Annotated in this window: 23 protein-coding genes; 8 read left to right on the top strand and 15 right to left on the bottom strand. The window is 66.2% G+C overall.

Going from position 1 to position 22,231, the window contains the following annotated elements; translation table 11 throughout:
- Positions 1–145: 145 nt before the first annotated feature.
- The 3 genes from trxC to QPK31_RS22035 all read left to right on the top strand — a co-directional run bounded on the left by trxC (position 146) and on the right by QPK31_RS22035 (position 2,078).
- Complete coding sequence (trxC, locus tag QPK31_RS22045) at positions 146–580, top strand: thioredoxin TrxC (RefSeq protein ID WP_290425034.1); 435 nt, start codon at positions 146–148, stop codon at positions 578–580.
- Between the two features lie 103 nt (positions 581–683).
- Entirely contained in the window at positions 684–1,043 is a 360-nt protein-coding gene (locus QPK31_RS22040; RefSeq protein WP_290425033.1) for a hypothetical protein, read from the top strand.
- 75 nt (positions 1,044–1,118) lie between these two features.
- Positions 1,119–2,078, top strand: coding sequence for a chemotaxis protein (locus tag QPK31_RS22035; RefSeq protein WP_290425032.1), 960 nt, complete (start codon positions 1,119–1,121; stop codon positions 2,076–2,078).
- Between the two features lie 178 nt (positions 2,079–2,256).
- Here QPK31_RS22035 and QPK31_RS22030 read toward each other — a convergent pair whose 3' ends face one another.
- The 4 genes from QPK31_RS22030 to phaC all read right to left on the bottom strand — a co-directional run bounded on the left by QPK31_RS22030 (position 2,257) and on the right by phaC (position 7,666).
- Positions 2,257–3,420, bottom strand: coding sequence for a cystathionine beta-lyase (locus QPK31_RS22030; RefSeq protein ID WP_290425031.1), 1,164 nt, complete (start codon positions 3,418–3,420; stop codon positions 2,257–2,259).
- A 160-nt stretch (positions 3,421–3,580) separates the two neighbouring features.
- Entirely contained in the window at positions 3,581–4,990 is a 1,410-nt protein-coding gene (gene rimO / locus QPK31_RS22025) for a 30S ribosomal protein S12 methylthiotransferase RimO (RefSeq protein WP_290425030.1), read from the bottom strand.
- A gap of 161 nt (positions 4,991–5,151) precedes the next feature.
- A complete protein-coding gene (gene phaR, locus QPK31_RS22020; protein ID WP_229435373.1) occupies positions 5,152–5,712 on the bottom strand; it encodes a polyhydroxyalkanoate synthesis repressor PhaR in 561 nt (186 codons plus the stop codon).
- A 187-nt stretch (positions 5,713–5,899) separates the two neighbouring features.
- Positions 5,900–7,666, bottom strand: coding sequence for a class I poly(R)-hydroxyalkanoic acid synthase (phaC, locus tag QPK31_RS22015; RefSeq protein WP_290425029.1), 1,767 nt, complete (start codon positions 7,664–7,666; stop codon positions 5,900–5,902).
- A 44-nt stretch (positions 7,667–7,710) separates the two neighbouring features.
- Between phaC and QPK31_RS22010 the strand changes: the two genes are divergently transcribed.
- Positions 7,711–8,049: a hypothetical protein gene (locus tag QPK31_RS22010; protein ID WP_290425028.1), complete on the top strand. Its 339-nt coding sequence runs from the start codon at positions 7,711–7,713 to the stop codon at positions 8,047–8,049.
- Here the strand turns inward: QPK31_RS22010 and pgeF are convergent.
- Together pgeF and QPK31_RS22000 are read right to left on the bottom strand one after the other, a co-directional pair.
- The gene (gene pgeF, locus QPK31_RS22005; RefSeq protein ID WP_290425027.1) at positions 8,046–8,855 is read right to left on the bottom strand and encodes a peptidoglycan editing factor PgeF; all 810 of its coding nucleotides are present in this window, start codon (positions 8,853–8,855) and stop codon (positions 8,046–8,048) included. The genes QPK31_RS22010 and pgeF overlap by 4 nt on opposite strands.
- Complete coding sequence (locus QPK31_RS22000) at positions 8,855–9,889, bottom strand: RluA family pseudouridine synthase (protein WP_290425026.1); 1,035 nt, start codon at positions 9,887–9,889, stop codon at positions 8,855–8,857. Before QPK31_RS22000 ends, pgeF begins: the two co-directional genes overlap by 1 nt.
- Before the next feature lie 64 nt (positions 9,890–9,953).
- On the opposite strand from QPK31_RS22000, the gene QPK31_RS21995 reads away from it, so the two are divergent.
- Complete coding sequence (locus QPK31_RS21995; protein ID WP_290425025.1) at positions 9,954–10,796, top strand: outer membrane protein assembly factor BamD; 843 nt, start codon at positions 9,954–9,956, stop codon at positions 10,794–10,796.
- Between the two features lie 230 nt (positions 10,797–11,026).
- Here the strand turns inward: QPK31_RS21995 and yaaA are convergent, their stop codons facing one another.
- Positions 11,027–11,791, bottom strand: coding sequence for a peroxide stress protein YaaA (yaaA, locus tag QPK31_RS21990; RefSeq protein ID WP_290425024.1), 765 nt, complete (start codon positions 11,789–11,791; stop codon positions 11,027–11,029).
- Positions 11,792–11,835: 44 nt separating this feature from the next.
- On the opposite strand from yaaA, the gene QPK31_RS21985 reads away from it, so the two are divergent.
- Entirely contained in the window at positions 11,836–12,309 is a 474-nt protein-coding gene (locus tag QPK31_RS21985) for a putative toxin-antitoxin system toxin component, PIN family (protein WP_290425023.1), read from the top strand.
- Positions 12,310–12,335: 26 nt separating this feature from the next.
- On the top strand, positions 12,336–13,493 hold the full coding sequence (locus tag QPK31_RS21980) for a pyridoxal phosphate-dependent aminotransferase (RefSeq protein ID WP_290425022.1): 1,158 nt from the start codon (positions 12,336–12,338) through the stop codon (positions 13,491–13,493).
- Positions 13,494–13,647: 154 nt separating this feature from the next.
- On the opposite strand, the gene QPK31_RS21975 is transcribed toward QPK31_RS21980, so the two are convergent.
- Entirely contained in the window at positions 13,648–14,415 is a 768-nt protein-coding gene (locus QPK31_RS21975) for a sulfite exporter TauE/SafE family protein (RefSeq protein WP_290425021.1), read from the bottom strand.
- A gap of 87 nt (positions 14,416–14,502) precedes the next feature.
- On the opposite strand from QPK31_RS21975, the gene QPK31_RS21970 reads away from it, so the two are divergent.
- Positions 14,503–15,384: a LysR substrate-binding domain-containing protein gene (locus QPK31_RS21970; RefSeq protein ID WP_290425020.1), complete on the top strand. Its 882-nt coding sequence runs from the start codon at positions 14,503–14,505 to the stop codon at positions 15,382–15,384.
- Here QPK31_RS21970 and QPK31_RS21965 read toward each other — a convergent pair.
- The 7 genes from QPK31_RS21965 to pilM are packed head-to-tail and all read right to left on the bottom strand — an operon-like array spanning position 15,381 to position 22,120.
- Complete coding sequence (locus tag QPK31_RS21965) at positions 15,381–16,691, bottom strand: tetratricopeptide repeat protein (RefSeq protein WP_290425019.1); 1,311 nt, start codon at positions 16,689–16,691, stop codon at positions 15,381–15,383. The two genes, QPK31_RS21970 and QPK31_RS21965, sit on opposite strands and share 4 nt — an antisense overlap.
- Positions 16,688–17,578, bottom strand: coding sequence for an ExeA family protein (locus QPK31_RS21960; RefSeq protein WP_290425018.1), 891 nt, complete (start codon positions 17,576–17,578; stop codon positions 16,688–16,690). Before QPK31_RS21960 ends, QPK31_RS21965 begins: the two co-directional genes overlap by 4 nt.
- Complete coding sequence (mshL, locus tag QPK31_RS21955; protein ID WP_374045832.1) at positions 17,578–19,410, bottom strand: pilus (MSHA type) biogenesis protein MshL; 1,833 nt, start codon at positions 19,408–19,410, stop codon at positions 17,578–17,580. The genes QPK31_RS21960 and mshL overlap by 1 nt, the downstream gene beginning before the upstream one ends.
- Before the next feature lie 10 nt (positions 19,411–19,420).
- Positions 19,421–19,807 (bottom strand): hypothetical protein, encoded by a 387-nt coding sequence (locus QPK31_RS21950; protein ID WP_290425016.1) that lies wholly within the window; start codon positions 19,805–19,807, stop codon positions 19,421–19,423.
- Positions 19,792–20,511, bottom strand: a complete 720-nt coding sequence (locus QPK31_RS21945) for a hypothetical protein (protein ID WP_290425015.1) — start codon at positions 20,509–20,511, stop codon at positions 19,792–19,794. The genes QPK31_RS21950 and QPK31_RS21945 overlap by 16 nt, the downstream gene beginning before the upstream one ends.
- Positions 20,508–21,182: a PilN domain-containing protein gene (locus QPK31_RS21940; protein WP_290425014.1), complete on the bottom strand. Its 675-nt coding sequence runs from the start codon at positions 21,180–21,182 to the stop codon at positions 20,508–20,510. Before QPK31_RS21940 ends, QPK31_RS21945 begins: the two co-directional genes overlap by 4 nt.
- The gene (gene pilM / locus QPK31_RS21935) at positions 21,179–22,120 is read right to left on the bottom strand and encodes a type IV pilus biogenesis protein PilM (RefSeq protein WP_290425013.1); all 942 of its coding nucleotides are present in this window, start codon (positions 22,118–22,120) and stop codon (positions 21,179–21,181) included. The genes QPK31_RS21940 and pilM overlap by 4 nt, the downstream gene beginning before the upstream one ends.
- Between the last annotated feature and the right edge of the window lie 111 nt (positions 22,121–22,231).

The raw sequence follows: 22,231 nt of genomic DNA, 5'->3' as shown, positions 1-22,231 counted from the left end.
AATAATAGTAAGAATCATTCTATGCCCGACGCCCTTCCTGCGGCGCATGCTTGGGCCGCCGCGGCGCCCGTGCGAGCGGACGACGCCCCGGCTGCGGGCAGCTTACAATCACGGCAACAGCAACCATGCAAGCCGAGGAGAACCAGTGAGCGACCCCATCCATATCGTCTGCCCCCAATGCGAGGCCATCAACCGCCTGGCGCCGGCGCGCCTGTCCGACAACCCGGTCTGCGGCAAGTGCGCGCAAACCCTGTTCAACGGCAAACCGCTCGACGTGACGTCCGAGCAATTTAACCGTCACATCAGCCGCAACGATATCCCGGTGCTGGTCGACTTCTGGGCCGAGTGGTGCGGGCCGTGCAAGATGATGGCGCCGCATTACGCCCAGGCCGCGCAGCGCCTGGAACCGCAGCTGCGCCTGTTGAAAGTCGATACCGAGCGCGCCCAGGACGTGTCGGCGCGCTTTGCGATCCGCAGTATTCCGACGCTGGCCTTGTTCAAGGGCGGGCGCGAAATCGCGCGCCAGGCCGGGGCGATGGACGCCGGCCGCATTGCCGCCTGGGTCCAGTCCCAGCTGTAAGGAGGCCGCGCACGCTTGGCGCAGCGTTGGCGAAATTGCCACGCCCCGCTGCTACAATCGGGGCATATCGGATCAACCCGGACCATCCCGAAGGAGAGCCAGCATGTCGCAACAACTCGTACTCGATGGCGATACCGAAGACGCCAAGCAACTCGCGCGCATCCTCTACCTGGTGCACGCCGCCACCTTCTTCTTCTCGCTCGGCACCTTGTCGATCCTGCCGGTGATCGTCAATTACATCAAACGCCCGGAGACGGTCGGCCTGGTCTACAGCCACCACAGCTGGATGATCCGTTCTTTCTGGTATTACGTGCTGTGGATGGTGGTCGGCGGCATCCTGTTTGCCACCGTGGTCGGCATCCCGCTTGCCTTCCTGATATGGGGCGTGGCCTGGGTTTGGAAGGCCTATCGGCTGATTCGTGGTTTTTTGGATCTGAACAGCAACAAACCGATGCCTCTTTGAGTTCGTCTTTACACATTTCGGCAAATTCGCAGCTAGAATGCTTGCCTGAAGGCATCACTCACTCCAGGGCGAAATATGAAATCGGTACAGCAGGAAGTCGACGAGCGCAGCAACCTTACGGGCACCAACAAATTCGAGCTACTGCTGTTCCGCCTTGGCGGCGACGAGCATGGCGAGCGTAGCGAGCTGTTCGGCATCAACGTATTCAAGATCCGCGAGATCGTCGCCATGCCGGCGATCACCGCGGTGGCCGGTTCGCCGGCGCACGTGCTGGGCGTGGTCAACCTGCGCGGCCAGATCATCCAGGTACTCGACCTGCCGGCGATTGCCGGCGTCAAGCCGAAGACGGGCCTGAACATCATGCTGGTGACCGAGTTCGCCCGCACAACCCAGGCCTTTGCGGTAGAAAGCGTCGAGGAGATCGTGCGCCTCGACTGGAGCCAGGTGATGTCGGCCGAAAAGAGCGCCGGCAGCGGCATGGTCACCAGCATCGCCCGCCTCGATGGCGAAAACGGCGAACCGGGCCGCCTGGCCCAGGTGCTGGACGTGGAAACCATCCTGCGCAACATGAACCCGGACTCCGGCCCGGATATCAGCCAGCAGGCAGTCGGCGCCAAGATCCAGATCAAGCCTGGTTCGATCGTGCTGGCGGCCGACGATTCGGTCGTGGCGCGCGCGCTGATCGAGCAGGGCCTGGACGCGATGGGCCTGCCTTACGTGATGACCAAGAGCGGCAAGGAATGCTGGGACCAGCTGAACAGCATCGCCGCCCAGGCCGAAGCCGAGGGCAAGAGCATCAACGACAAGGTGGCCCTGGTGCTGACCGACCTCGAGATGCCGGAGATGGATGGTTTTACCTTGACCCGCAACGTCAAGAAGAATGCGCGCTTCGGGAGTATCCCGGTGGTGATCCACTCGTCGCTGTCGGGGACCACGAACGAGGAGCACGTCAAGAACGTGGGCGCGGATGCGTATGTGGCCAAGTTCTCGGCCGAGGATTTGTCGGCGACCTTGCGCCGCGTGCTGAAGCAGTAAATCGCTTGGTGGCTGAGGCGTTTGTGGCGTCCCGGCCAAGTTTCGATTGTTCGAACGCCTCAATGGTGGGTACAAGTACCCACCCTACAATTGGCAGGTTGCGTAGGGTGGGTACTTGTACCCACCTTGTCGCCTCATCAACGCAAAGCCGGCGTCACCGAAGCCCGCAGCCCCAGCATCACATCTTCCCGAGCGCCCGCTCGATATCCGCAATCAAATCATCCGGCTCTTCCAGCCCGATATTAAAGCGCACCAGCGTCCCCTTCTCCTGCCAGTCGCGGCGAATCGCCTGCATCTTGTAGGGCACCACCAGGCTGTTCGCCCCGCCCCAGCTATACCCCAGCCCGAACAGCGCCAGCGAATCGACGAAGCGGTCCGTCTGCGCCTCGGTATACCGCTCGTCGAAGATCACCGAGAACAGCCCTCCCGCGCCCGTGAAATCGCGCTTCCAGTTCTCATGCCCCGGACACTCCTCGAAGGCCGGATGCAGCACGCGCACGATCTCCGGACGCGCCTTCAGCCAGGCCGCCACCTTGCGCGCCGCCCGGTCGTGGGCCTCGAAACGCAGCTTCATGGTCGGCAGGCCGCGCATGATCAAATACGCGTCGTCGGGGCTGACGCCCAGGCCGAGGCGCATGTGGGCCGTGGCCAGTTTGTCGTGCACGGCGCGCTCGTGCGTGATGACGGCGCCCATCAGCAGATCCGAGCCGCCCGACTGGTACTTGGTCAGCGCGTGCATGACGATGTCGACGCCGAGGTCGAAGCCGCGCAGGGCCAGGCCGGCGGACCAGGTGTTGTCCAGCGCCACCAGCACGCCCTGGGCGTGGGCGGCGGCGCAGATCGCGCGCAGGTCGGGCACTTCCATCGACACCGAACCGGGGGCTTCGGTCCAGATCAGCTTCGTGTTCGGCTGGATCAGCTCGGCGATGCCGGCGCCGACCATGGGGTCGTAGTAGCGCGCGGTGATGCCGAAGTCCTGCTGCAGCCAGCGGCCGAGTTCGCGGTTCGGGTTGTAGACGTTATCCGGGAGCAGGACATCGTCGCCGCTTTTCAGGAAGGCGAAGTCGACCATCGAGATCGCGGACAGGCCCGACGGCGCGAGCAGGCAGTGGGCGCCGCCTTCGATTTCGGCGAGGCGCGCTTCCAGCGTGAAGGTGGTCGGCGTGCCGTGCAGGCCGTAGGTGTAGGCGGTCTTGTTCTTCCAGTCGCCGGAACGCAGGGCCGCTACGTTTTCGAACAGGACGGTGGAGGCGCGGTGGATGCCAGGGGGATAGGCGTCGAAGCCGGCCGGCGCGGTGTAGTCGGTGTGGACAAGGGTGGTTTGGAGGGACTTCTTGGTCATGGGGGCCCTTTCGTTCGAGGTGATTTCGTTCGCTTGAAAAGACAATGCCGGCGCTGCTAGTACTGACAGCGGCCGGCATTTCTAGAGTGCTATACAGCGTGGGCTCAAGAGCCCACCCTACGAAAACCGGGCCGATTTCCGGGCCCGGCTTGACGATCATTTACGCGACGCTAGCCCACAGGTCGTGGGCGTCGGCCTTGGTGACGATGACGTCGGCGAACTGGCCGACGGCCAGCTTGGCCTTGCCCGGCACCAGCGAGCGCTTGATGTGGACGACGCCGTCGATTTCCGGCGCGTCGGCAGCCGAGCGTCCGATGGCTTCGCGCGGATTGACTTCGTCGATGATCACGCGGATGGTCTTGCCGACCTTCGCCTGCAGGCGCTTGGCCGAGATTTCTTCCTGCAGCAGCATGACGCGCGCGCGGCGTTCTTCGCGCACGGCTTCCGGCACCGGGTTCGCGAGTTCGTTGGCCGTCGCGCCTTCCACCGGCGAGTAGGCGAAGCAGCCCAGGCGGTCGATCTGCGCTTCGCGCAGGAAGTCCAGCAGGTACTCGAACTCTTCTTCCGTCTCGCCCGGGAAGCCGGCGATGAAGGTCGAGCGGATCGTCAGGTCCGGGTTCATCTTGCGCCAGGCCAGGATGCGGTCCAGGTTCTTTTCGCCGCTGGCCGGACGCTTCATGCGCTTCAGGACGTCCGGGTGCGCGTGCTGCATCGGGATGTCCAGGTAAGGCAGGACGTGGCCGTCGCCCATCAGCGGGATCGCCTGGTCGACGTGCGGATACGGGTAGACGTAGTGCAGGCGCACCCAGGCGTCGTACTGGCGCGCCAGCTGGCCCAGGGCTTCCACCAGTTGCGTCATGTGGGTCTTGATCGGGCGGCCGTTCCAGAAGCCGGTGCGGAACTTCACGTCGACGCCGTAGGCCGAGGTATCCTGCGAGATCACCAGCAGTTCCTTGACGCCGGCCTTGAACAGGTTTTCGGCCTCGATCAGGACTTCATGGATCGGGCGCGAGACCAGGTCGCCGCGCATCGACGGGATGATGCAGAAGCTGCAGCGGTGGTTGCAGCCTTCGGAAATCTTCAGGTAGGCGTAGTGCTTCGGCGTCAGCTTGACGCCGTGGTCCGGCACCAGGTCGATGAAGGGGTCGTGCGGCTTCGGCAGGTGCAGGTGCACCGATTCCATGACTTCGGTCACGGCGTGCGGGCCGGTCACGGCCAGCACCTTCGGGTGCACCTTGGTGATGATGTCGTCACCTGCCGCATCCTTCTTCGCGCCCAGGCAGCCGGTGACGATCACTTTGCCGTTCTCGGCCAGGGCTTCGCCGATGGCGTCGAGCGACTCCTGCACCGCGGCGTCGATGAAGCCGCAGGTGTTGACGATCACCAGGTCGGCGCCCTCGTAGGACTTGGCGGTCTGGTAGCCCTCCGCACGCAGCTGGGTCAGGATCTGCTCGGAATCGACCAGCGCCTTCGGGCAGCCGAGCGAGACGAAGCCGACCTTCGGGGCCACTTGGGCGCCGGTGGCGATATCGATACTGGTGGGGAGAGGATTGCGACGGAGTTCAGTCATGGAGAGGACGGCAAATGTTCTGGGCAATCCGCGATTGTACCCGAAGCGGCGCTCCCGGAAAACCGGGGGGCCGTTTTTGCCGTCCGCCGCGAGGCGGAGGTGTTGTACGCAGGTGCGTCGTGCCGACCGTGGTGGGTTCGAAGAACCCACCCTACCACGCGTTATTTCTTGTCGGTCGGCGGAACCGGCGGGAACGGGAAGGCGCTGAACAAGGCCTTGCTCTGGTTCTGCATCTGCTCCTGCATCTGCACGAACAAATTCTTGCTCTGGTCGATGTAGTTGTTCATCATGCCTTGCATCATCGGACCCTGGACGTTCATGAACTGGGTCCACATCTCCGGACTGAAAGGCTTGCCTTCCAGGGCGCCGGCGGCGTTGCTGGTGAACTTGTTCTGGATGTCGGTGAACGCCTGGACGTTCTTTTCCAGGTAGGAACCCATCATGCCCTGCATGGCGTGGCCGTAGTAGCGGATGATCTGGGCCAGCACCGAGCTCGAGAACATCGGCACGCCGTTCGCCTCCTCTTCGAGAATGATCTGCAGCAGGATGCTGCGGGTCAGGTCCTCGTTCGACTTGGCGTCGACCACGGTGAACTCGTCGGCATCGAGCACCAGCTGCTTCACATCCGTCAGGGTGATGTAGGAGCTGGTCTGGGTGTCGTACAGGCGACGGTTCGGGTATTTCTTGATCAGGCGTTCAGTACTGTTTTTTGCACTACTCATCTCATTTCCTAAGTTGCGCCAGGCTTCGTCGGCCGCGCTTTTGAATGATGACCATGCAGCCGGTTTCTACCGGTTCCTGCTGTCTCCTCGTACCGCTACAGGTCCAGCAATCCGGAATTGCTGGTGCAGGTGCAGCAATTAACGGTTTTACCACTCAATTTATGTCTAGGCAATACCCGCACGCTCATCAGTCAGCGCGGACCTTGACGTAGCGCCCCGGCGCCGGCTCGGACGGCAGGTAGTCCGCGTTGCCGGCCTGGGCAGGCGCCGGCACTTCCGCCCCGCCGTTTTCCTGCAGGAAGCGCGCCCATTCCGGCCACCAGCTGCCCTTGTGCTCGACCGCGCCGGCGAACCAGTCCTGCGGCGTGCGCGGACGGGTCTTGCCGTTCTTGTCATTGGTCCAGTAGCTGCGCTTGCCCTTCGAGGCCGGATTGATCACGCCGGCGATGTGGCCGGAGGCGCCCAGCACGAAGCGGTTCGCCTTGGCTTTCTTCGGGTTCAGCAGGTTCATCGAGGCGAACGCGGCGGTCCAGGGCACGATGTGGTCTTCCTTCGAGCCGTAGATGAAGACCGGCGCGTCGATGCGGCCCAGGTCGACCTGCTCGCCGCAGACGGTCAGCTTCCCCGGTTGCTTGAGCTTGTTTTCCAGGTAGGTGTTGCGCAGGTACCAGCAGAACATCGGCCCCGGCAGATTGGTGCTGTCGGCGTTCCAGTACAGCAGGTCGAAGGCCGGCGGGGTCTTGCCCTTCAGGTAGTTCTGCTGCACGTAGTTCCACACCAGGTCGTTCGGACGCAGGGCCGAGAAGGTGGTCGCCAGGTCGCGTCCCGGCATGATGCCGCCCTTGGCCAGGGACTGTTCGCGCAAGGCCACCTGGGCTTCGTCGACGAACACTTCGAGCACGCCGGTATCGTCGAAATCGAGCAAGGTGGTCAACAGGCTGAGGCTGGCCGCCGGCTGCTGGCCGCGCGCCGCCAGCACCGCCAGCGCACTGGCGGCAATCGTGCCGCCGACACAAAAGCCGAACACATGGGTCTTGGGCTGGCCGCTGATCTTGCGCACGACGTCGATCGCCTCGATGGCGCCGCGCTCGACGTAATCGTCCCAGCCCAGCGTGCCCATCGATTTGTCGGGGTTGCGCCAGGACACCATGAACACGGTATTGCCCTGCTCCACCACGTAGCGCACGACCGAGTTTTCCGGCTGCAGGTCGAGGATGTAGAACTTGTTGATGCAGGGCGGGATCATCAGCAGCGGCACCGCGCGCACCGTCGGCGTCGCTGGCTTGTACTGGATCAGCTGGAACAGATCGTTCTCGTAGACCACCTGGCCCGGCGTGGTGGCGACATTCACGCCGACCTCGAAGGCCGACTCGTCGGACTGCGAGATGCGGCCTTTCTGCATGTCGGCCAGCATGTTCTGCAAGCCCTGATTGAGGCTTTCGCCCTTGGTCTCGATGAGTTTCTTCTGCGCTTCCGGATTCGTTGCCAGAAAATTGGCCGGCGACATGGCATCGACCATCTGCTGCACCGCGAAGCGGATTTTCTGGTGCTCGCGCGGCGGCGCCTCGACCGCCTCGGCCAGCGCCAGCATGAACTCGGCGTTCAACAGGTAGGAGGCGGCCGAGAAGGCGGAAAACGGATTCGCCGTCCATTCGGAAGCCGAGAAACGGCGGTCGTGCAGCTCGGGGGTCTTGCCGAGCATCATCTCCTGCCAGAGTGTGCCCGCTTTCTGCAAATAGTCCTGGCGCAAGGTTTCCAGGCGCGCCGGAGCGATGCTAACCTGAAAGTCCTTGAGGATGCCGGCCAGCGGATTCGCGCCGAGCGCGGCGCCGTTCAGGGGATTGGGGGCGGCGCCAGTCGCGGCCGGCATCTTCAGCCATCCTTGCCAGGCCGACGGGTCGGTCAGCTGGTTCATCCAGGAAGCGGCGAAAGCGTGGGGGTCGGGCATGTTCATGTCGGCGTCCGTTGTTTAGAATCGGTGGTCAACTGGAGAAAAGCATGTGGATCGTTGCAGTCGGCTGGGCCTATGTCGTCATCCTGATGGCGGCAACCGAAACCTCGGTGATTGCCGGAATTATGACTTTTTTCGGCTATTGCGTGTTGCCCTTGTCTATACTTTTTTATATCGCCGGGGCGGGAAAGCGGCGCGCGCGTCGCGCCGGCGCATCGCCGCGCTCGCCATCTTCCCATGATGGCGCCGATGCCAATTTGCCGCTGATGACGCACGGCTTCTTCCTGCCGGCCTCGGATAACCCCACCGATTGCGGCAGCGGCAGCGCCGACAACGGCGGATGCGACGGTGGCGGCGGCGATGGGGGTGGCGGCGGCGGCGACTAGCAAAGTATGCTCGACGCCCCCGGCCCTACTTGATTGAGCCAGATCAAACTCGCCTGGCGCCCCGTTACACCGTCGCGGCGGTATGAATAAAAACGGTCGCGTTCGGTGGCAGTGCAGTGGATGCCGCCGGCGATGCTGGTCACCCCATCGCGTTCCAGCATCAGGCGTGCCAGGGCAAACATGTCGGCCAAATACTTGTCGCCGAGCTCAGGCTGGCGGCGGAAGGCAAAGCCGATGTCCACGCCCGGCAGCGCCGCGGCAAAGCTGTCGAACACGTCCTGCCCCACCTCGAAGGCCAGCGGCCCGATTGCCGGGCCCATCCAGGCGGTGATCTCGCCTGCCCCGGCCGTCCGCATCGCCTTCACCGTTTCGCCCAGCACTCCGCCGGCCAGGCCGCGCCAGCCGGCATGCGCCGCGCCCACCACCTTGCCGGCGCGGTCGGCGAACAGCACAGGCAGGCAATCGGCGGTGAGGATGGCGCAGACCACGCCGGGCTGCGTAGCGATGCTGGCGTCGCCAATTCTTACCGGCTGCTCCGGGCCGACGCTGGCGGCATCGACCACGCCGTTACCGTGCACCTGGGAGATCCAGGCCGGCCGGCCCGGCAGCAAGGCCTGCAGGCGCGCGCGGTTCTCGGCCACGGCCTGCGGGTCGTCGTTCACGTGCAGGCCCAGGTTCAGCCCGCCGCCGCCGAGTCCGTCGTCATACGGCCCCTGCGACACGCCGCCGGCGCGGGTGGTGGCCAGCGCCTTGACATTGGCGGGCGCGTCCGGCCACTCGGGAATGACGAGCGTGGCCGCGTCCATCAGGCGGCTTCCGGCTCGTCGATGCCGGCCTTGGCGATCAGCTCGGCGAAATCGTCGGCCAGCGGCACGATCCATTCGCAGTGTTCGCCGGTGGCCGGGTGCACCAGGCCGAGGCGGCGCGCCTGCAGCGCCTGGCGGTGGAACACCGGGCTCAGGTGGGTCTTGCCGTAGACCGAGTCGCCCACCAGGCCGAAGCCGATCGACAGCATGTGCACGCGGATCTGGTGGGTGCGGCCGGTTTCCAGCGAGCAGCGCACCAGGCTGACCGGACGGCGGTCGAGCATGCCTTCGGCCACGCGCTCGTAATGGGTGATCGCCGGCTTGGCGCCCATGCCGGTCGAGACCGCCATCTTGACGCGGTCCTTCGGGTGGCGGCCCATCGGCGCATCGATCGTGCCCGACAGGTTCGGCGTGCCCCACACCAGCGCGAAGTATTCGCGCTTCACGGTGCGCGCCTGCAGCTGGCGCACCAGGTCGGTCTGGGCGGCCAGGGTCTTGCCGACCACCATCAGGCCGCTGGTATCCTTGTCGAGGCGGTGCACGATGCCGGCGCGCGGCACCGAGCCCAGCTGTGGCGCGTGGTGCAGCAGGCCGTTCAGCAGCGTGCCCGACCAGTTGCCTGCGCCCGGATGCACGACCAGGCCGGCCGGCTTGTTGATCACCATGATGTGCTCGTCTTCATAGACGATGTTCAGGGCGATCGCCTCGGGCGCGAAGGCGGTGTCCTCGGGCGCCGGCTGCGGTTCGACGACCACGGTTTCGTCGCCGTAGGCGGTGTTCTTGCCGCGGGCCGGCTTGCCGTCGACCAGCACATGGCCGCCCTCGAACCACAGCTGCAGGCGGCTGCGCGAGAACTGCGGCACCAGCGCGGCGACAACCTTGTCGAGGCGCTGGCCGCAGGCGTCCGCATCCAGGTGCAGGGTGATCGGAGAGAGGTCGATGCCGCTCGCGGCAGGAAACTCGGCAACGATTTCGTCGTCGAAATCGGGGTCCAGGGGCAAATCCGCCGAATTCGGCGCAGGAGTTAATATCACGTCAGTCCCATCGGCTATAATCAGCCGTTCGTTGAATCTCGGTAAAACTTTTCTGCAAAAAGCTATGCAAAAAAAATTGTTGGTGGTGGTTGCTACGAGTGCCTTGCTGGCCCTGTCCGGTTGCGGCATGTTGCCGTCGAAAACCGACGAGGCCCAGAAGTGGTCAGCGGAGAAATTATACGCTGAGGCACGCGAAGAGATGAGCGCCGGCCAGTACGATGCGGCAATCAAGCTGTTCCAGCGCCTCGAATCGAACTATCCGTTCGGCACCTACGCCACCCAGGCACAGATGGAAATCGCCTACGCCCACTACAAGGCACGCGACCAGGCCGAAGCCCTGGCGGCGGTCGAGCGCTTCATCAAGCTGCACCCGAACCATGCGCAAGTCGACTACATGTACTACCTGCGCGGCCTGATCAACTTCAACGACCAGATCGGCTTCCTGAGCGTGATCTACTCGCAGGACCCGTCCGAACGCGATCCGCGCGCGACCCGTGAAGCCTTCGCCGCCTTCAAGGCCCTGGTCGACCGCTTCCCGAACAGCAAGTACGCGCCGGACGCCATCGCCCGCCTGAACTACCTGATCAACGCGATGGCCCAGTACGAAGTGCACGTGGCGAACTACTACTTCCGCCGCGGCGCCTACATGGCCGCCGTCAACCGTGCGCAGAATGCGGTCAGCGACTACAGCGAATCGCCGTCGCGCGAGGAAGCGCTGTTCATCATGATCCGCGCGTACGACAAGCTCGGCATGTTCGACCTGCGCGACGACACCCAGCGCGTGTTCCTGCTGAACTACCCGGACAGCCGCTTCATGAACCCGAACGCCGCCGGCGACGCGCCGTGGTGGAAGTTCTGGTCGAAGTCGGGCGCCAAGCCGGCGCCGAAGGATGTGGTGGCGAAATAATCACCGCGGCGCGGTGATGATGAACATCGTTGGCCACATTGACGGCGCAACGTACGGTGGGCACTCCGTGCCCACGCGGAACGATGATCATAGTTGGCGGTGTTCACGGATCATTGTTGGCGCATCGCTGTGCCGACGTCTGAACGGTGTGCGGTGCTAACGACGCTAACGATGCGCTGTTTGCACTGCCAACAATGCTCATCGTTCCGCGTGGGCACGGGGTGCCCACCCTACGCCTTGCGCCGGAAAATCCAGTTGCGCTCGGTTGACCCTTCGGCGACAAATGCATACCCATCGACATCGAACGCCTTCAAGGCCTGCGGATCGGTAATGCCCTTCTCGATCGCATAGCGCGCCATCATGCCGCGCGCCCGCTTGGCGTAGAAGGAAATGATCTTGTATTTCCCGTTCTTCCAGTCCTCGAACACCGGCGTCACGACCGGCGCATCGAGCAGCTTGGGCTTGACCGACTTGAAGTACTCTTCCGATGCCAGGTTCACCAGCGCCGTCGAGCCGGTCTCCGCCAGCTGGGCATTCAGGGCGCGCGTGATCGCCTCGCCCCAGAAGGTATACAAGTCCTTGCCGCCCGGATTGGCGAGCCGGGTGCCCATTTCCAGGCGGTAGGGATGGATCAGGTCGAGCGGACGCAGCAAGCCATACAGCCCCGACAGGATGCGCAGGTGGCGCTGGGCAAAGGCGATGGCGTCAAGCGGCAGGCTGCGCGCGTCGAGCCCGCCATACACGTCGCCGTCGAAGGCCATCACGGCCTGGTGGCCTTCGGCATGGTCCGCCGTCCAGCTGGCGTAACGCGCCACGTTCAGCACCGACAGGGGGTCGGAAATGTGCATCAGGTCGCCCACCTGGCCGGGCGACAGGTCGCGCAGCACACCGATCAGCTGGCCGGCGCGGTCGATGAAATCGGGGAGCGTGTGTTCCTGGGTGGGGCTCGGGGTCTCGAGGTCGAGGGATTTGGCAGGCGATAAGACAAGCAGCATAGAAACCTAACAGTGCAAACGCAAAAGCAATTAATATTTCCTATATGATACCCGCTTCCGCCCCCGTCATCATTCTCGATACCAATGTCTGCCTGGATCTGTTTGTCTTTCACGACAAACGCTGGGACAGTCTCCTGCAGGCCATCGAGCGCGGCGAGGTCCAGGCCGTGACGCGGGCCGATTGCCGCGACGAATACCGCGTGGTCCTGCACTACCCCCACCTGCCCCTCGACGAGGCCAGCCGCGCGCAGGCCGCCGTCCGTTTCGACGAGCTGATCACCGTGGTGGCGCCCGACAGCAAGCCGATCCGCCTGCCTGTCTGCAGCGACCGCGACGACCAGAAATTCCTGGAACTGGCACGCGATGCGAACGCCGCCATCCTCGTCACAAAAGACAAAGCCCTGCTGAAACTCGGCCGCAAGACCGCACAGGCCGGCCTGTTCCGCATCATGCTGCCCGAGGCCTGGGTGAAAGCGCAGACGCAGGCGCTGGCACCGGCACCGGCGCCGGTAGAATAGCCAGACCGACCACTTCGTTACCGACCATGAGCACTCCCGCACTGCAGTCGCGCCTGCCCGCCGTTGGCGCCACCGTCTTTTCCACCATGTCGGCCCTCGCCGTCCAGCATGGCGCCGTCAACCTCGGCCAGGGCTTTCCCGACTTCGGCTGCGATCCGCTGCTGCTCGACTACGTCAACGAGGCCATGCGCGCCGGCCACAACCAGTATCCGCCGATGCCGGGCGTGCCGGCGCTGCGCGAGGCCATCGCCGCCAAGATCGGCAAGCTCTACGGCCGCAGCTACGATGCCAACACGGAAATCACGGTCACGGCCGGCGCCACCCAGGCGCTGACCACGGCGATCCTGTGCTGCGTGCATCCGGGCGACGAAGCCATCGTCATCGAACCGGCCTACGACAGCTATGCGCCCGCCATCGCCCTGGCCGGCGGCGTGGCGGTGCCGGTCAGCATGGAAGTCGGGCCGGATGGCTACACCGTGCCCTGGGACAAGCTGGCGGCCGCCGTCACGCCGCGCACCCGCCTGATCGTGGTGAACTCGCCGCACAACCCCACCGGCGCCATCCTGCGCCGCGCCGACCTCGAGCGCCTGGCGGAGATCGTCGCCGGCACCGACATCCTGATCCTGTCCGACGAGGTCTACGAACACATGGTCTACGACGGCCAGCGCCACGAATCGATGGCGGGCCATCCGGTGCTGGCCGAGCGCGCCTTCGTGGTGTCGAGCTTCGGCAAGACCTACCACGTGACGGGCTGGAAGGTCGGCTACGTGGCCGCGCCGGCGCCGCTCAGCGCCGAGTTCCGCAAGCTGCACCAGTACAACGTGTTCACCGTAAACACGCCGATGCAGCATGGCCTGGCGCGCTACATGGCGAACCCGGCGCCGTATCTCGAACTGCCCGCCTTCTACCAGCGCAAGCGCGACCTGTTCCGCGCCGGCCTGGCCGGCACGCGCCTGCACCTGCTGCCGGCCGACGGCACCTATTTCCAGTGCGTCGACTACAGCGCGATCTCCGACCTGCCGGAAGCCGAGTTCGCGCAGTGGCTCACGAGCGAATGCAAAGTGGCGGCGATTCCGGTGTCGGCCTTCTACAGCCAGGCGCAGGAGTCGGGCATCGTGCGCTTCTGCTTTGCCAAGCAGGACGACACGCTGCAGCTGGCGCTGGCGCGGCTGGCGCGGCTGTAGGTGCCCGCCGCGCAAAAAACCGCCGCGTCGTGCTCATCAAGCTTTAGCCACCGTCCGGCCTGGCCGGCTTGCCCAGCTTGGCCAGGATGCTGACGATGATGCCCAGCGTGCCGATCGTTGCCATGAATGCGTCCAACATGATCTCTCCCTTCGGTTAGCGCCCCAGCAGCACAGGGGCGTAGGTCTTGGTGAAAAAGGCCAGTGTGATGCAGGACGTGGCCAGCAAGGTGACGGCGCGCACCACGTCGGCAGGCGTGCGGCGGCCCAGCCAGGCGCCGCCATACCCGCCGCCGAGCGCGCCGGCCAGCATGCCCAGCGTCGCCGTCCAGTGCACGGCATCGGCCAGTACGAAGGCCAGCACGGCCACGGTGTTCGCCGCGCTGACGAGCAAAGTACGCGGCGCGTTCAGTTGCTTCAGGTCGCGCCGGTCGAGCAGGCCCCAGACGGCCAGCATCATGATGCCGACCGCGCCGCCGAAATAGCCGCCATACACGCCCAGCCCGAACTGGATGGCCAGCACCGCCTGCGCGCGGATCCGGCAGCGGGCGCGCAAGGCGTCGCCGATGCGCCTGCCGAAGGCCAGGGCCAGCGAGGCCGCCAGCAGCAGCCAGGGCAGCACGAAGCGGAATGCGTGCGACGAGGTATGCAGCAACAGCAGCGCCCCGAGCAGGCCGCCGGCCAGCGTCGTCCCCAGCAGCGCACGCATCGGCACCTTGCCGATCGGCCCCAGGCCGTCGCGGTAGGCCCAGGCACTCGCCAGCCCGCCCGGGAACAGCGCCACCGTGCTCGATGTGTTCGCCTGTACCGGAGGCACGCCCGCCATCATCAAGGCCGGCAGGCTGACGAAGGAACCGCCGCCGGCCAGCGCGTTCATGGCGCCGGCCAGGATGCCGGCCGAAAAAGTGAGGAAGATCGTGTCCATGGCGGCTATCCTAGTTGCGGCACCCACCGTAGGCAATCTGGCAATTCCGGTGCTAGACTTGGGCGTTTCCGAAAGCAGGAGCGTTCAATGCGGTTTGACTTGGTGGATTTGCGGCTCTTCCTGAGCGTGGTGGAGTGCGGCAGCCTGACCCATGGCGCGCGGGCGATGCACCTGGCGCTGGCCTCGGTCAGCGAGCGCATCGCGGGCATGGAAGAGGCGCTCGGCGCGCCCCTGCTGGAACGCAACCGGCGCGGCGTGCGCCCCACGCCTGCGGGCGAGTCGCTGGTGCGGCATGCACGCTCCATCCTGGAAGGGGTCGAGCAGATGCGCGGCGAGATGCGCACCTATGCCACGGGATTGAAGGGCCGCATCCGGCTGCTGTCGAACACGGCCGCCATGGCCGGCTTCCTGCCGCCGCGGCTATGCCGTTTCCTGGCCGCGCATCCCGACCTGGCGATCGACCTCGACGAGCGGCCCAGCGTGGAAATCGTCCAGGCCCTGGTCGACAAGCGCGCCGACATCGGCGTCGTGGCCGACATCACGGAATTGACCACCCTGCAGACCCACGCCATCGCCAGCGACCAGCTGGTGGTGGTGGCAGGCCATGGGCACCGCCTGGCGCGGCAGGCGGACGTCGCCTTTGCGGAGATCCTGTCCGAGCCGATCGTCGGCATGGCGGACACCGCGCTGGAAACGCACCTGGCCGAACGCGCCGCGCGGCTGGGACGCCAGCTCGACTACCGCATCCAGTTGCGCACGACCGAGCACGTGGCGATGTATGTCGAGGCCGGCATCGGGGTATCGATCATGTCGGCGGCGCTGGCCCGCGGCATCCGGCGCGACCTGGCGATCCTGCCGCTTGCCGAAGCCTGGGCCGCGCGCCAGCTCTACCTGTGCGCGCGCGATTTCGCGGCGTTGCCGCAGCATGCGGGCTTGCTGGCGCGCCAGCTGATGGAGAATGCTGACTAGCGTGCCACCTGCTGCAGCTTGCGCTCGACGAAGCCCTGCAGCTCGTTCGAGAGCGTACCCGCCGCCTTTGCGCGGCGGTAGGCGTCGGCCGCTTCGGCATTGCGCTTCTCGGCCTGCAGCGACAGGCCCAGGCCCATCCACCACACGCCGTTGTCCGGCGCACCGCGCAGGGCGTGCTGGTACTGGTCGATGGCTTCGCGGTGGCGGTTCTGGCGTTGCAGGGCGCCGGCCAGGAAGGCGTGGTACTCGCCGTTGCCGTTCGCGTAGGGAAGCGTGCGCAGCAGGGTCTCGATGCCGTTGCCGCCGCGTTCGATCTGCAGGCGCGCGAGCAGCATCGCCATCGCCGGCTGGCGCGCGTCGAGCGCCAGCGCGCCCTGCAGTTCCAGCACCGCCTCGTCGCTGCGCTTGTTTTCGACCAGCAGGCCGACCAGGGTCTGGCGCGCCGCGTCGTGGCGCGGGTTGACGCGCAGGGTCTGCTGCAGGCCGGCGATCGCTTCGGTGACGCGGCCGTCCTGCAGGCTGGCCAGGGCGCGGCGGTAGGTGTTGTCGGCACGTTGTACGTTTGTCTCGCTGCGGCCCTGCCCGGCTGCCGGGGCGGCGGCGCCCTCTTCCGCGTCGACAGCAGCAGCGCCGGCGGCGGACTCCTTGCGCTTCAGGGCGGCGACCCATGCGGCATCGGTGCGTGTGGTCGCGGCGGCCTTGTCCTGCTCGGCGCGCAGGCGGCGTTCGGCGGCGGCGCGTTCGGCGGCCGGCAGCGCGGCGATGCGGGCTTCCTCGGCCGCCCAGCGGCGCGCCAGGCGTGCCTGCTCGGCCTGGAAGCGCGCGTTGGCGACGGCCCAGGTGGTGGTCGACGGCGCAGGGGCGGCGTCACGCGCAGGCGCGCGGCGCACGGGCTTGTCCGCCGCTTGCGCGGCAGGCGCCGGCTTGCTCACTGCCGGCGCCGCCGCTTCGGGTTCCGGTGCGGCGGCCATTTCCGGCTCGTCCGCGGGCGCAGGTGCAGGCTCCGAGACCGCTGCGGGCGGCGCCACCTCGGCCACCGTCACCGGCGCCGGTTCGGCCGGCGCCGGCACGGCAGGCGCGGGCTGTGCCACGGGCGGCGCATTGAAGGTCTTGCCCTTGAGCGGCAACACCATCCAGGCGGTGACGCCCAGCGCCACGGCGATCAGACCGGCCGTGATCGCCGCGATCCGGCGCTTCGAGCGCAGGGCCGCTTCCGGCGCCACCGGTTTGACGTCGGACGTGATCTCCCCCGCACGCGCATTGCCGCGTGCGTCCAGGTCCTGCAGCATTTTATTTATCAGGCTCATCGTACAAAAGTCCAGGCAAGTCCTGCGGCCATCGCGCCCAATGCGCCAACCCCGGCCAGCCAGGGCCAGGCGCGGCGTTTCGCCGCCAGGGTATCCGCCGCCGCGGCGGCCACGTGCGCGGCCGTCACCTGCTGGCGCCCCTGGCCGTAGCACAGCATCAGTGCCTTGTGCGCGAGGATGTTCACCAGGCGCGGGATGCCGCCGCTGGCGCGGAACAGACGCGCAATGGCCGCCGGCGCAAACAGGCGCGCGCCGCCGAAGCCGGCCACGCGCAGGCGGTGCGCGATGTAGTAATCGAGGTCGTCGCGCCCCAGGGGGCCGAGGTGGTAGTGGAAGGTAATGCGCTGGGCCAGCTGGCGGATCGACTCCTCCTCCAGCTTGCGGTTCAGTTCCGGCTGGCCGAACAGCACGATCTGCAGCAGCTTGCGCTTCTCGGTTTCCAGGTTCGTCAGGAGCCGCAGCGCCTCCATGGTCTCGAGCGGCAGCGCCTGGGCTTCGTCGATGCACAGCAGCACGCGCTTGTCCTGGCCGGCCAGCCGCAACAAATGGTGGGTGATGGTCTTCAGCAGCTGGTGCTGGTCGACCTCGCGCTCGAACGACAGTTCGAGTTCGTCGGCCAGGGCCAGCATCAGGGTGCGCGGTTCCAGATACGGGTTCGGGATATAGGCGGTGATGAAATCCTCGCCCAGGGTCGCCATGAACTTGCGGCACAACAGGGTCTTGCCCGTGCCGACCTCGCCCGTGATCTTGATGAAGCCCTCGCCATTCCTCGCGGCGACCAGCAGGGTGTTCAGCGCTTCCTGCGAGCGCGGGCTGCCGAAAAAGAAACTCGTGTCCGGCGTGATCCCGAACGGCAGCTCGCGCAGGCCGAAATGCGCTTCGTACATCAGCGGCGCTCCAGCTGGCGCGGATCGAGCTGTTCGATGCGGCGCGTGGCGTCCAGCAGGTCCTGGTTCCAGCTGTTGGCGCTGTCGACGATGGTCGGCTTGATCAGCACTACCAGCTCGCGCTTCTGGTTGATCTTGTTCTTGTTGCGGAACAGCGCGCCCAGCACCGGCACGCGGCCGGCGCCCGGCAGCTGGCTGGTGTCGTCGGTCGAGGCCTGGCGCATCAGGCCGCCGATGGCGACCACCTGCCCGTCCTGCCCCCGGACAATACTGTCCAGTTCCGAGGTGGCGGATGCCGCCAGCGGCAGGCTCAGGCTGCCGGCCGAGCCGAGGTTCACGCCCTTGGTCACGGTGCTGACCTGGCTCACCGACGGGTGCACGTGCAGCAGGATGTTGCCGGCGTCGTCGATCTGCGGCGTCACGTCCAGCACCACGCCCGAGAAGAAGGGCTGCAGGGTGACGCTCGGCGTCACGGTGTCGCCGGTGGCGTTGCTGCTGATGTTGGTCTGGACACCGGTGACGTAGAACTCGTCGGTGCCGATCTTCAGCACGGCCTTCTGGTTGTTCACCGCCGCGATGCGCGGGCTGGACAGCACGTGCACCGTGCCCTGCTGCTCGAGGAAGGAGATCAGGGCCGCGAAGTTATTCGTCTGCACCGCCAGGCCGAACAGCGAGCCGGCGGCATTCGCCGCGTTCGACAGCGAGAAGCCGGTGCTGGCCGCCAGTCCGGTGCCGTTGGCGATCACCGGCGGCTGGCCGCCGGTGTAGGGCAGCGGCGCCAGGCCGGTGCCCGGGGAAATCAGGCCGCCCGAGACGCGGTTCGCGTGCGAGCTCTTGATCGAGGCGAAGGAGGCCCAATTGATGCCGCTCTGGAACTGGTCGTTCAGCTCGACTTCGAGGATCTTCGCTTCCAGGATCACCTGGCGGTCGACCGACAATTGGGTCGCCTTCAGGTAGGCGTCGACGTTGCGCAGTTCTTCCGGCATGGCGCGGATCACCAGCACGCCGGACTGCGGGCTGACCACCACGCTGCGTCCGCCCTGCTTGCCGCCGACGATGGCTTCCAGCGACAGCGTCAGGTCGCGCCAGAAGTCGTTGTTCGACATCGTGTTGACGTCGCTGCTCTGCACCCCGTAGCCGTTCTGGCCGTTCGGGTTGTTCGGATCGTTCGGGTTGTTGTTATTGTTGTTGCGGTTGTTCTGGTTGTTGTTGCTGTTGTTGCCGGAGCCGTTGTTGTTATTGCCGTTGTTGTTGTTGCCGACGTCGGCCACCGAGGTCGAGGTCACGCGCAGGTTCGAGCTGCCGCTGCGGTTACCCACCAGGTAGTTCACGCGGAACATGCGGGTCTGCATGGTCAGCGGGCGGATGGTCACGCGGTTGCCCTCGATCCTGTAGTCGTAGCCATACATGTCGCGCACCGCGTCGAGGGTCTCGGCCAGGGTCACGTCCTTCAGGTTGGCGGAGATGCTGCCGCTGACCTCCGGGTGCACCACCATGTTGTAGCGGGTGCCGGCCACGATCGAGCGGAAGAACTGCTGGGCCGGCACGTTGTTGAAGGCGACATTGAAGCGTTCCTCGAGTGCCGGACGCGCCTTCGGCAGCTCGCGCGCCAGGGCGGCGGCCGGCGGCAGCAGCGCATCGGCCACGGCGTCGCCGCCGGCCGGTACGCCGCTTGCCGGCGCGCTGGCGGCGCTGGCGGTGGCGACTTCGCGCTTGATGGTGTCGTAGGTCGCGTGCGGCGGCGTGGCCTGGCAGCCGGCCAGCAGGGCGGCGCCCGAAAGGAAGCCGGTGTTCAGCAGGCTGGCGGAAAGGCGTCGTTTTTTCATCGTCATCTTCGTTTGGTCAATCCACGCGTACACGCTCGACGCGGCCCGCCGGCATCGCGCCCGAGGGCGCATTCAATTTCAGCACGCGGCGTTCGCTGCCGCGCACCAGTTCGACTTCGTTCGGGGTCATGCGCGTCACGCGCGCACCCTTGTAGCTGCCGCCGAGACTGACCGTCTCGCCATCGATCACGGCGATATGGCGCCCGCCGGGCTGGCGCCCGATCAGGATCGATTGCAGCTGCGGCCCGCTCGCCGCCGGCGCCGCGGCGCGCGCGCCGGCGCCACCCGGCATCAGGAAGGCGGGCGGCCGGGTCGGGTCGCGCAGGGCTTGGGCGGACGCCGGCAGGCAGCAGGCCGCCAGCAGCAGGCCGGCCATCCAGGCGCGCTTCAGAGTTTCATCCATTTGCGGTCCAGGCTCAGGGTGTACAGGGTCAGCGTCAGGCGCGAGGCCGGCCAGGTTTCCGCTTCCAGCTGGGCGCGGCCCCAGAACAGCTGGGTCGGCAAGCCTTCGAGCGTGTTCATGTAGGCGATCATGTCGAGGTAGTTGCCGCGCACCGTGATTTCCACGCCGTGACGATACAGCAGCTCGGCGGTGCCGGGTGTCGCATTCGCGGACGTGGCCGCAGGCGCCGCCGCCGGCGTGGCCTCGGGCGCGGTGCCGGCGGCGCGGCGGCTCGCCTCGAGCACCGATTCCACCGGCAGGGTGCGCATCGACACCAGGCTCAGGCGGCCGTTCGCGCGCAGGATGCTGTCGAGCAGGGGCGCCATGCGCTCGGGCGCCACCAGGCCGTTCTGCATCGCACGCAGCTGCCCGCTGAGTTCCTCGGTTTCCTTGCGCACCGCGGCCAGGCGGGTGCGCACCTGCGCGTCGGGGTCGGTCTGGGCCGCTTCCACGCGGGCGCGGATCTCGTTGTCGATGCCCTCGATGTTGTTGTTCTGCTGGCTGATCTGGGCGTTCAGCATGTCCTGCTTGCGCAGCAGCGGGCCGAGCGCGAAGAAGTGGGTCAGGAACACGATCGCCGCGGCCAGGGCCGCGAACACCATGATGCGTTCGCGCAGGCTCAGGGCGTCGATGCGCGTCGCCAGTTTGGTCCATTGTCCTTTCATGTGCGCGGCGCCTCGGGGTTCGATTGCAGGCTGAATTCGACGTAGGGCGCAGCGCCGGCCTGGGCGGCGGCTGGCGCGGGCGGCGCGCCAGTTGCGGCCGATGCGGCCGGCGGCGGCGCGCGCTCGCCTTCCGAGATCTGCAGGCTGCCAAAGGCTTTACCCTGCATGACCGGCTCGCGCGTCAGGCGCGTCAGGTAGCCCGGCACCGACTCCGGGTCGAGGGCGCGGCCGCGCACGCCGATCTCGCTGCCGGCGCCGTCGATCGTGAGGCCGGTCAGCCACAGGCCCTCGACATGCTGGCGCGCCAGCGCGCGGAAGTATTCGGCATACCCGCGCGTGTTGCCCAGGCCACCGCCCTGCAGCACGCTGGATACTTCGCGCAGGGCGCCCAGCTGACGTTCGGCCTCGAGCACGGCGGCGGCCAGCGCCGGGTCTTTCTGGCGCGGCGGGAATTCGGCGTTCACGGCGACCAAGCGCGCCTGGCGCTGCTGCAGCTGGGCGGCGCCGGCATCGGCTTCCTTCTGCAGGCCGGACACGCGCGCGTTGGCATACAAGGCCATGCCGGCCACGCCCAGCACCAGCACGCCCAGGGCCTGCGCCATGGTGCGGGTCGAGAAGATCTTCTTCTGCTGCAGGAAGATCGGGTTGAACAGGTTGATCTGCTGGCTCACAGCACCGTCTCCTCATGGCGCAGGGCCGCGCCGAGCGGCACCAGGAAGCGCTGCTGCAGGGTCTTGTCGGCCAGTTCGGGCGTGCGTGCGAAGTCAAACAGCGTGGCCAGGTCGAGCGAGTCGACCGGCATGTAGAGGTTGCTCGACAGGTATTCCTCGAGGCCGCTGATGCTCGACGGCGCCAGCACCAGCTTGGCCACGCTGACGAAGGAATACTGGCGCTCGAAGTTGTCGAGCGAGCGCTGCAGCTCCAGGGTGATGCGGTCGAAGCCGGCATGCTTGCGCTCGTGGTCGGCGTCGAGCAGTTGTTCGAGCGCGATGTCGATGCGCCGGGTCAGGTAAAGCTCGCCCTTGTACGAGACGGTCAGCAGGCCTCCGTCCTCGCCGAACGAGAGCATGGCGACGCCGCGGCCCGGCGGTTCGACCAGGGTCGCGATATTCCGCTGCGCCATTTCCGGGATGTCGATGACGGCGAGGTCGACCTTGGCCGCCGTGAACAGCTTCTGGCGCCCTTCGATGATGCTGTTGCGCGCCGCGATGGCGAACATCGAATGCTGGGCGCGCGTGGCGGCGCTGGCATCCACCGGCAGGTCGAGCACATCGATAGTGGCGTCGTCGATGTGGAAGTCGAGCATGTCCTTCAGGCGCCAGCGCACGGCGGTCTTGAGTTCGTCGGCGGCCACGTTCGGCGCGTCGACCGACAGCATCTGGTATTCGCCGGCCGCGAGCACGGTGCTGCATTGGTAGGCGTTGGCGTGCAGTTCGCGGCCCAGTTTTTCCAGCAGTTCCGGCGCGGCTTTACCTTGGTAGAACACCGCCTGGCGCACCTGCGGACGGATGTCCGGCGCGGTCTGCATGCTGACGGCGGCGATGCCGTCGCGCTGCAGGCTGATCGCCAGCCACCCTTCTCTTTTCTTTGCTCTTCTAAAAAAACGCATGCGGGTCCGGTTCGATGGTGGAACTGATCTGACGTGTTGCCGAAAGTATGGCCGGTAAAGGCTTGATTATATTCAAGTACGGAAACAAAGCGATACAAATAATGACCGCTT

It is taken from the genome of Massilia sp. YIM B02769 (genome assembly GCF_030411995.1).
Lineage (GTDB): Bacteria > Pseudomonadota > Gammaproteobacteria > Burkholderiales > Burkholderiaceae_D > Telluria.
This window is presented reverse-complemented; position numbering and strand designations above follow the sequence as displayed.

Excerpts from the sequence above, each read along its gene's own strand:
- QPK31_RS22040 (WP_290425033.1), top strand. The coding sequence starts at position 684 with ATGTCGCAACAACTCGTACTCGATGGCGATACCGAAGACGCCAAGCAA.
- QPK31_RS22035 (WP_290425032.1), top strand. The coding sequence starts at position 1,119 with ATGAAATCGGTACAGCAGGAAGTCGACGAGCGCAGCAACCTTACGGGC.
- QPK31_RS22030 (WP_290425031.1), bottom strand. The coding sequence starts at position 3,420 with ATGACCAAGAAGTCCCTCCAAACCACCCTTGTCCACACCGACTACACC.
- rimO (WP_290425030.1), bottom strand. The coding sequence starts at position 4,990 with ATGACTGAACTCCGTCGCAATCCTCTCCCCACCAGTATCGATATCGCC.
- phaR (WP_229435373.1), bottom strand. The coding sequence starts at position 5,712 with ATGAGTAGTGCAAAAAACAGTACTGAACGCCTGATCAAGAAATACCCG.
- phaC (WP_290425029.1), bottom strand. The coding sequence starts at position 7,666 with ATGAACATGCCCGACCCCCACGCTTTCGCCGCTTCCTGGATGAACCAG.
- QPK31_RS22010 (WP_290425028.1), top strand. The coding sequence starts at position 7,711 with ATGTGGATCGTTGCAGTCGGCTGGGCCTATGTCGTCATCCTGATGGCG.
- pgeF (WP_290425027.1), bottom strand. The coding sequence starts at position 8,855 with ATGGACGCGGCCACGCTCGTCATTCCCGAGTGGCCGGACGCGCCCGCC.
- QPK31_RS21995 (WP_290425025.1), top strand. The coding sequence starts at position 9,954 with ATGCAAAAAAAATTGTTGGTGGTGGTTGCTACGAGTGCCTTGCTGGCC.
- yaaA (WP_290425024.1), bottom strand. The coding sequence starts at position 11,791 with ATGCTGCTTGTCTTATCGCCTGCCAAATCCCTCGACCTCGAGACCCCG.
- QPK31_RS21985 (WP_290425023.1), top strand. The coding sequence starts at position 11,836 with ATGATACCCGCTTCCGCCCCCGTCATCATTCTCGATACCAATGTCTGC.
- QPK31_RS21980 (WP_290425022.1), top strand. The coding sequence starts at position 12,336 with ATGAGCACTCCCGCACTGCAGTCGCGCCTGCCCGCCGTTGGCGCCACC.
- QPK31_RS21975 (WP_290425021.1), bottom strand. The coding sequence starts at position 14,415 with ATGGACACGATCTTCCTCACTTTTTCGGCCGGCATCCTGGCCGGCGCC.
- QPK31_RS21970 (WP_290425020.1), top strand. The coding sequence starts at position 14,503 with ATGCGGTTTGACTTGGTGGATTTGCGGCTCTTCCTGAGCGTGGTGGAG.
- QPK31_RS21965 (WP_290425019.1), bottom strand. The coding sequence starts at position 16,691 with ATGAGCCTGATAAATAAAATGCTGCAGGACCTGGACGCACGCGGCAAT.
- QPK31_RS21960 (WP_290425018.1), bottom strand. The coding sequence starts at position 17,578 with ATGTACGAAGCGCATTTCGGCCTGCGCGAGCTGCCGTTCGGGATCACG.
- mshL (WP_374045832.1), bottom strand. The coding sequence starts at position 19,410 with ATGACGATGAAAAAACGACGCCTTTCCGCCAGCCTGCTGAACACCGGC.
- QPK31_RS21950 (WP_290425016.1), bottom strand. The coding sequence starts at position 19,807 with ATGGATGAAACTCTGAAGCGCGCCTGGATGGCCGGCCTGCTGCTGGCG.
- QPK31_RS21945 (WP_290425015.1), bottom strand. The coding sequence starts at position 20,511 with ATGAAAGGACAATGGACCAAACTGGCGACGCGCATCGACGCCCTGAGC.
- pilM (WP_290425013.1), bottom strand. The coding sequence starts at position 22,120 with ATGCGTTTTTTTAGAAGAGCAAAGAAAAGAGAAGGGTGGCTGGCGATC.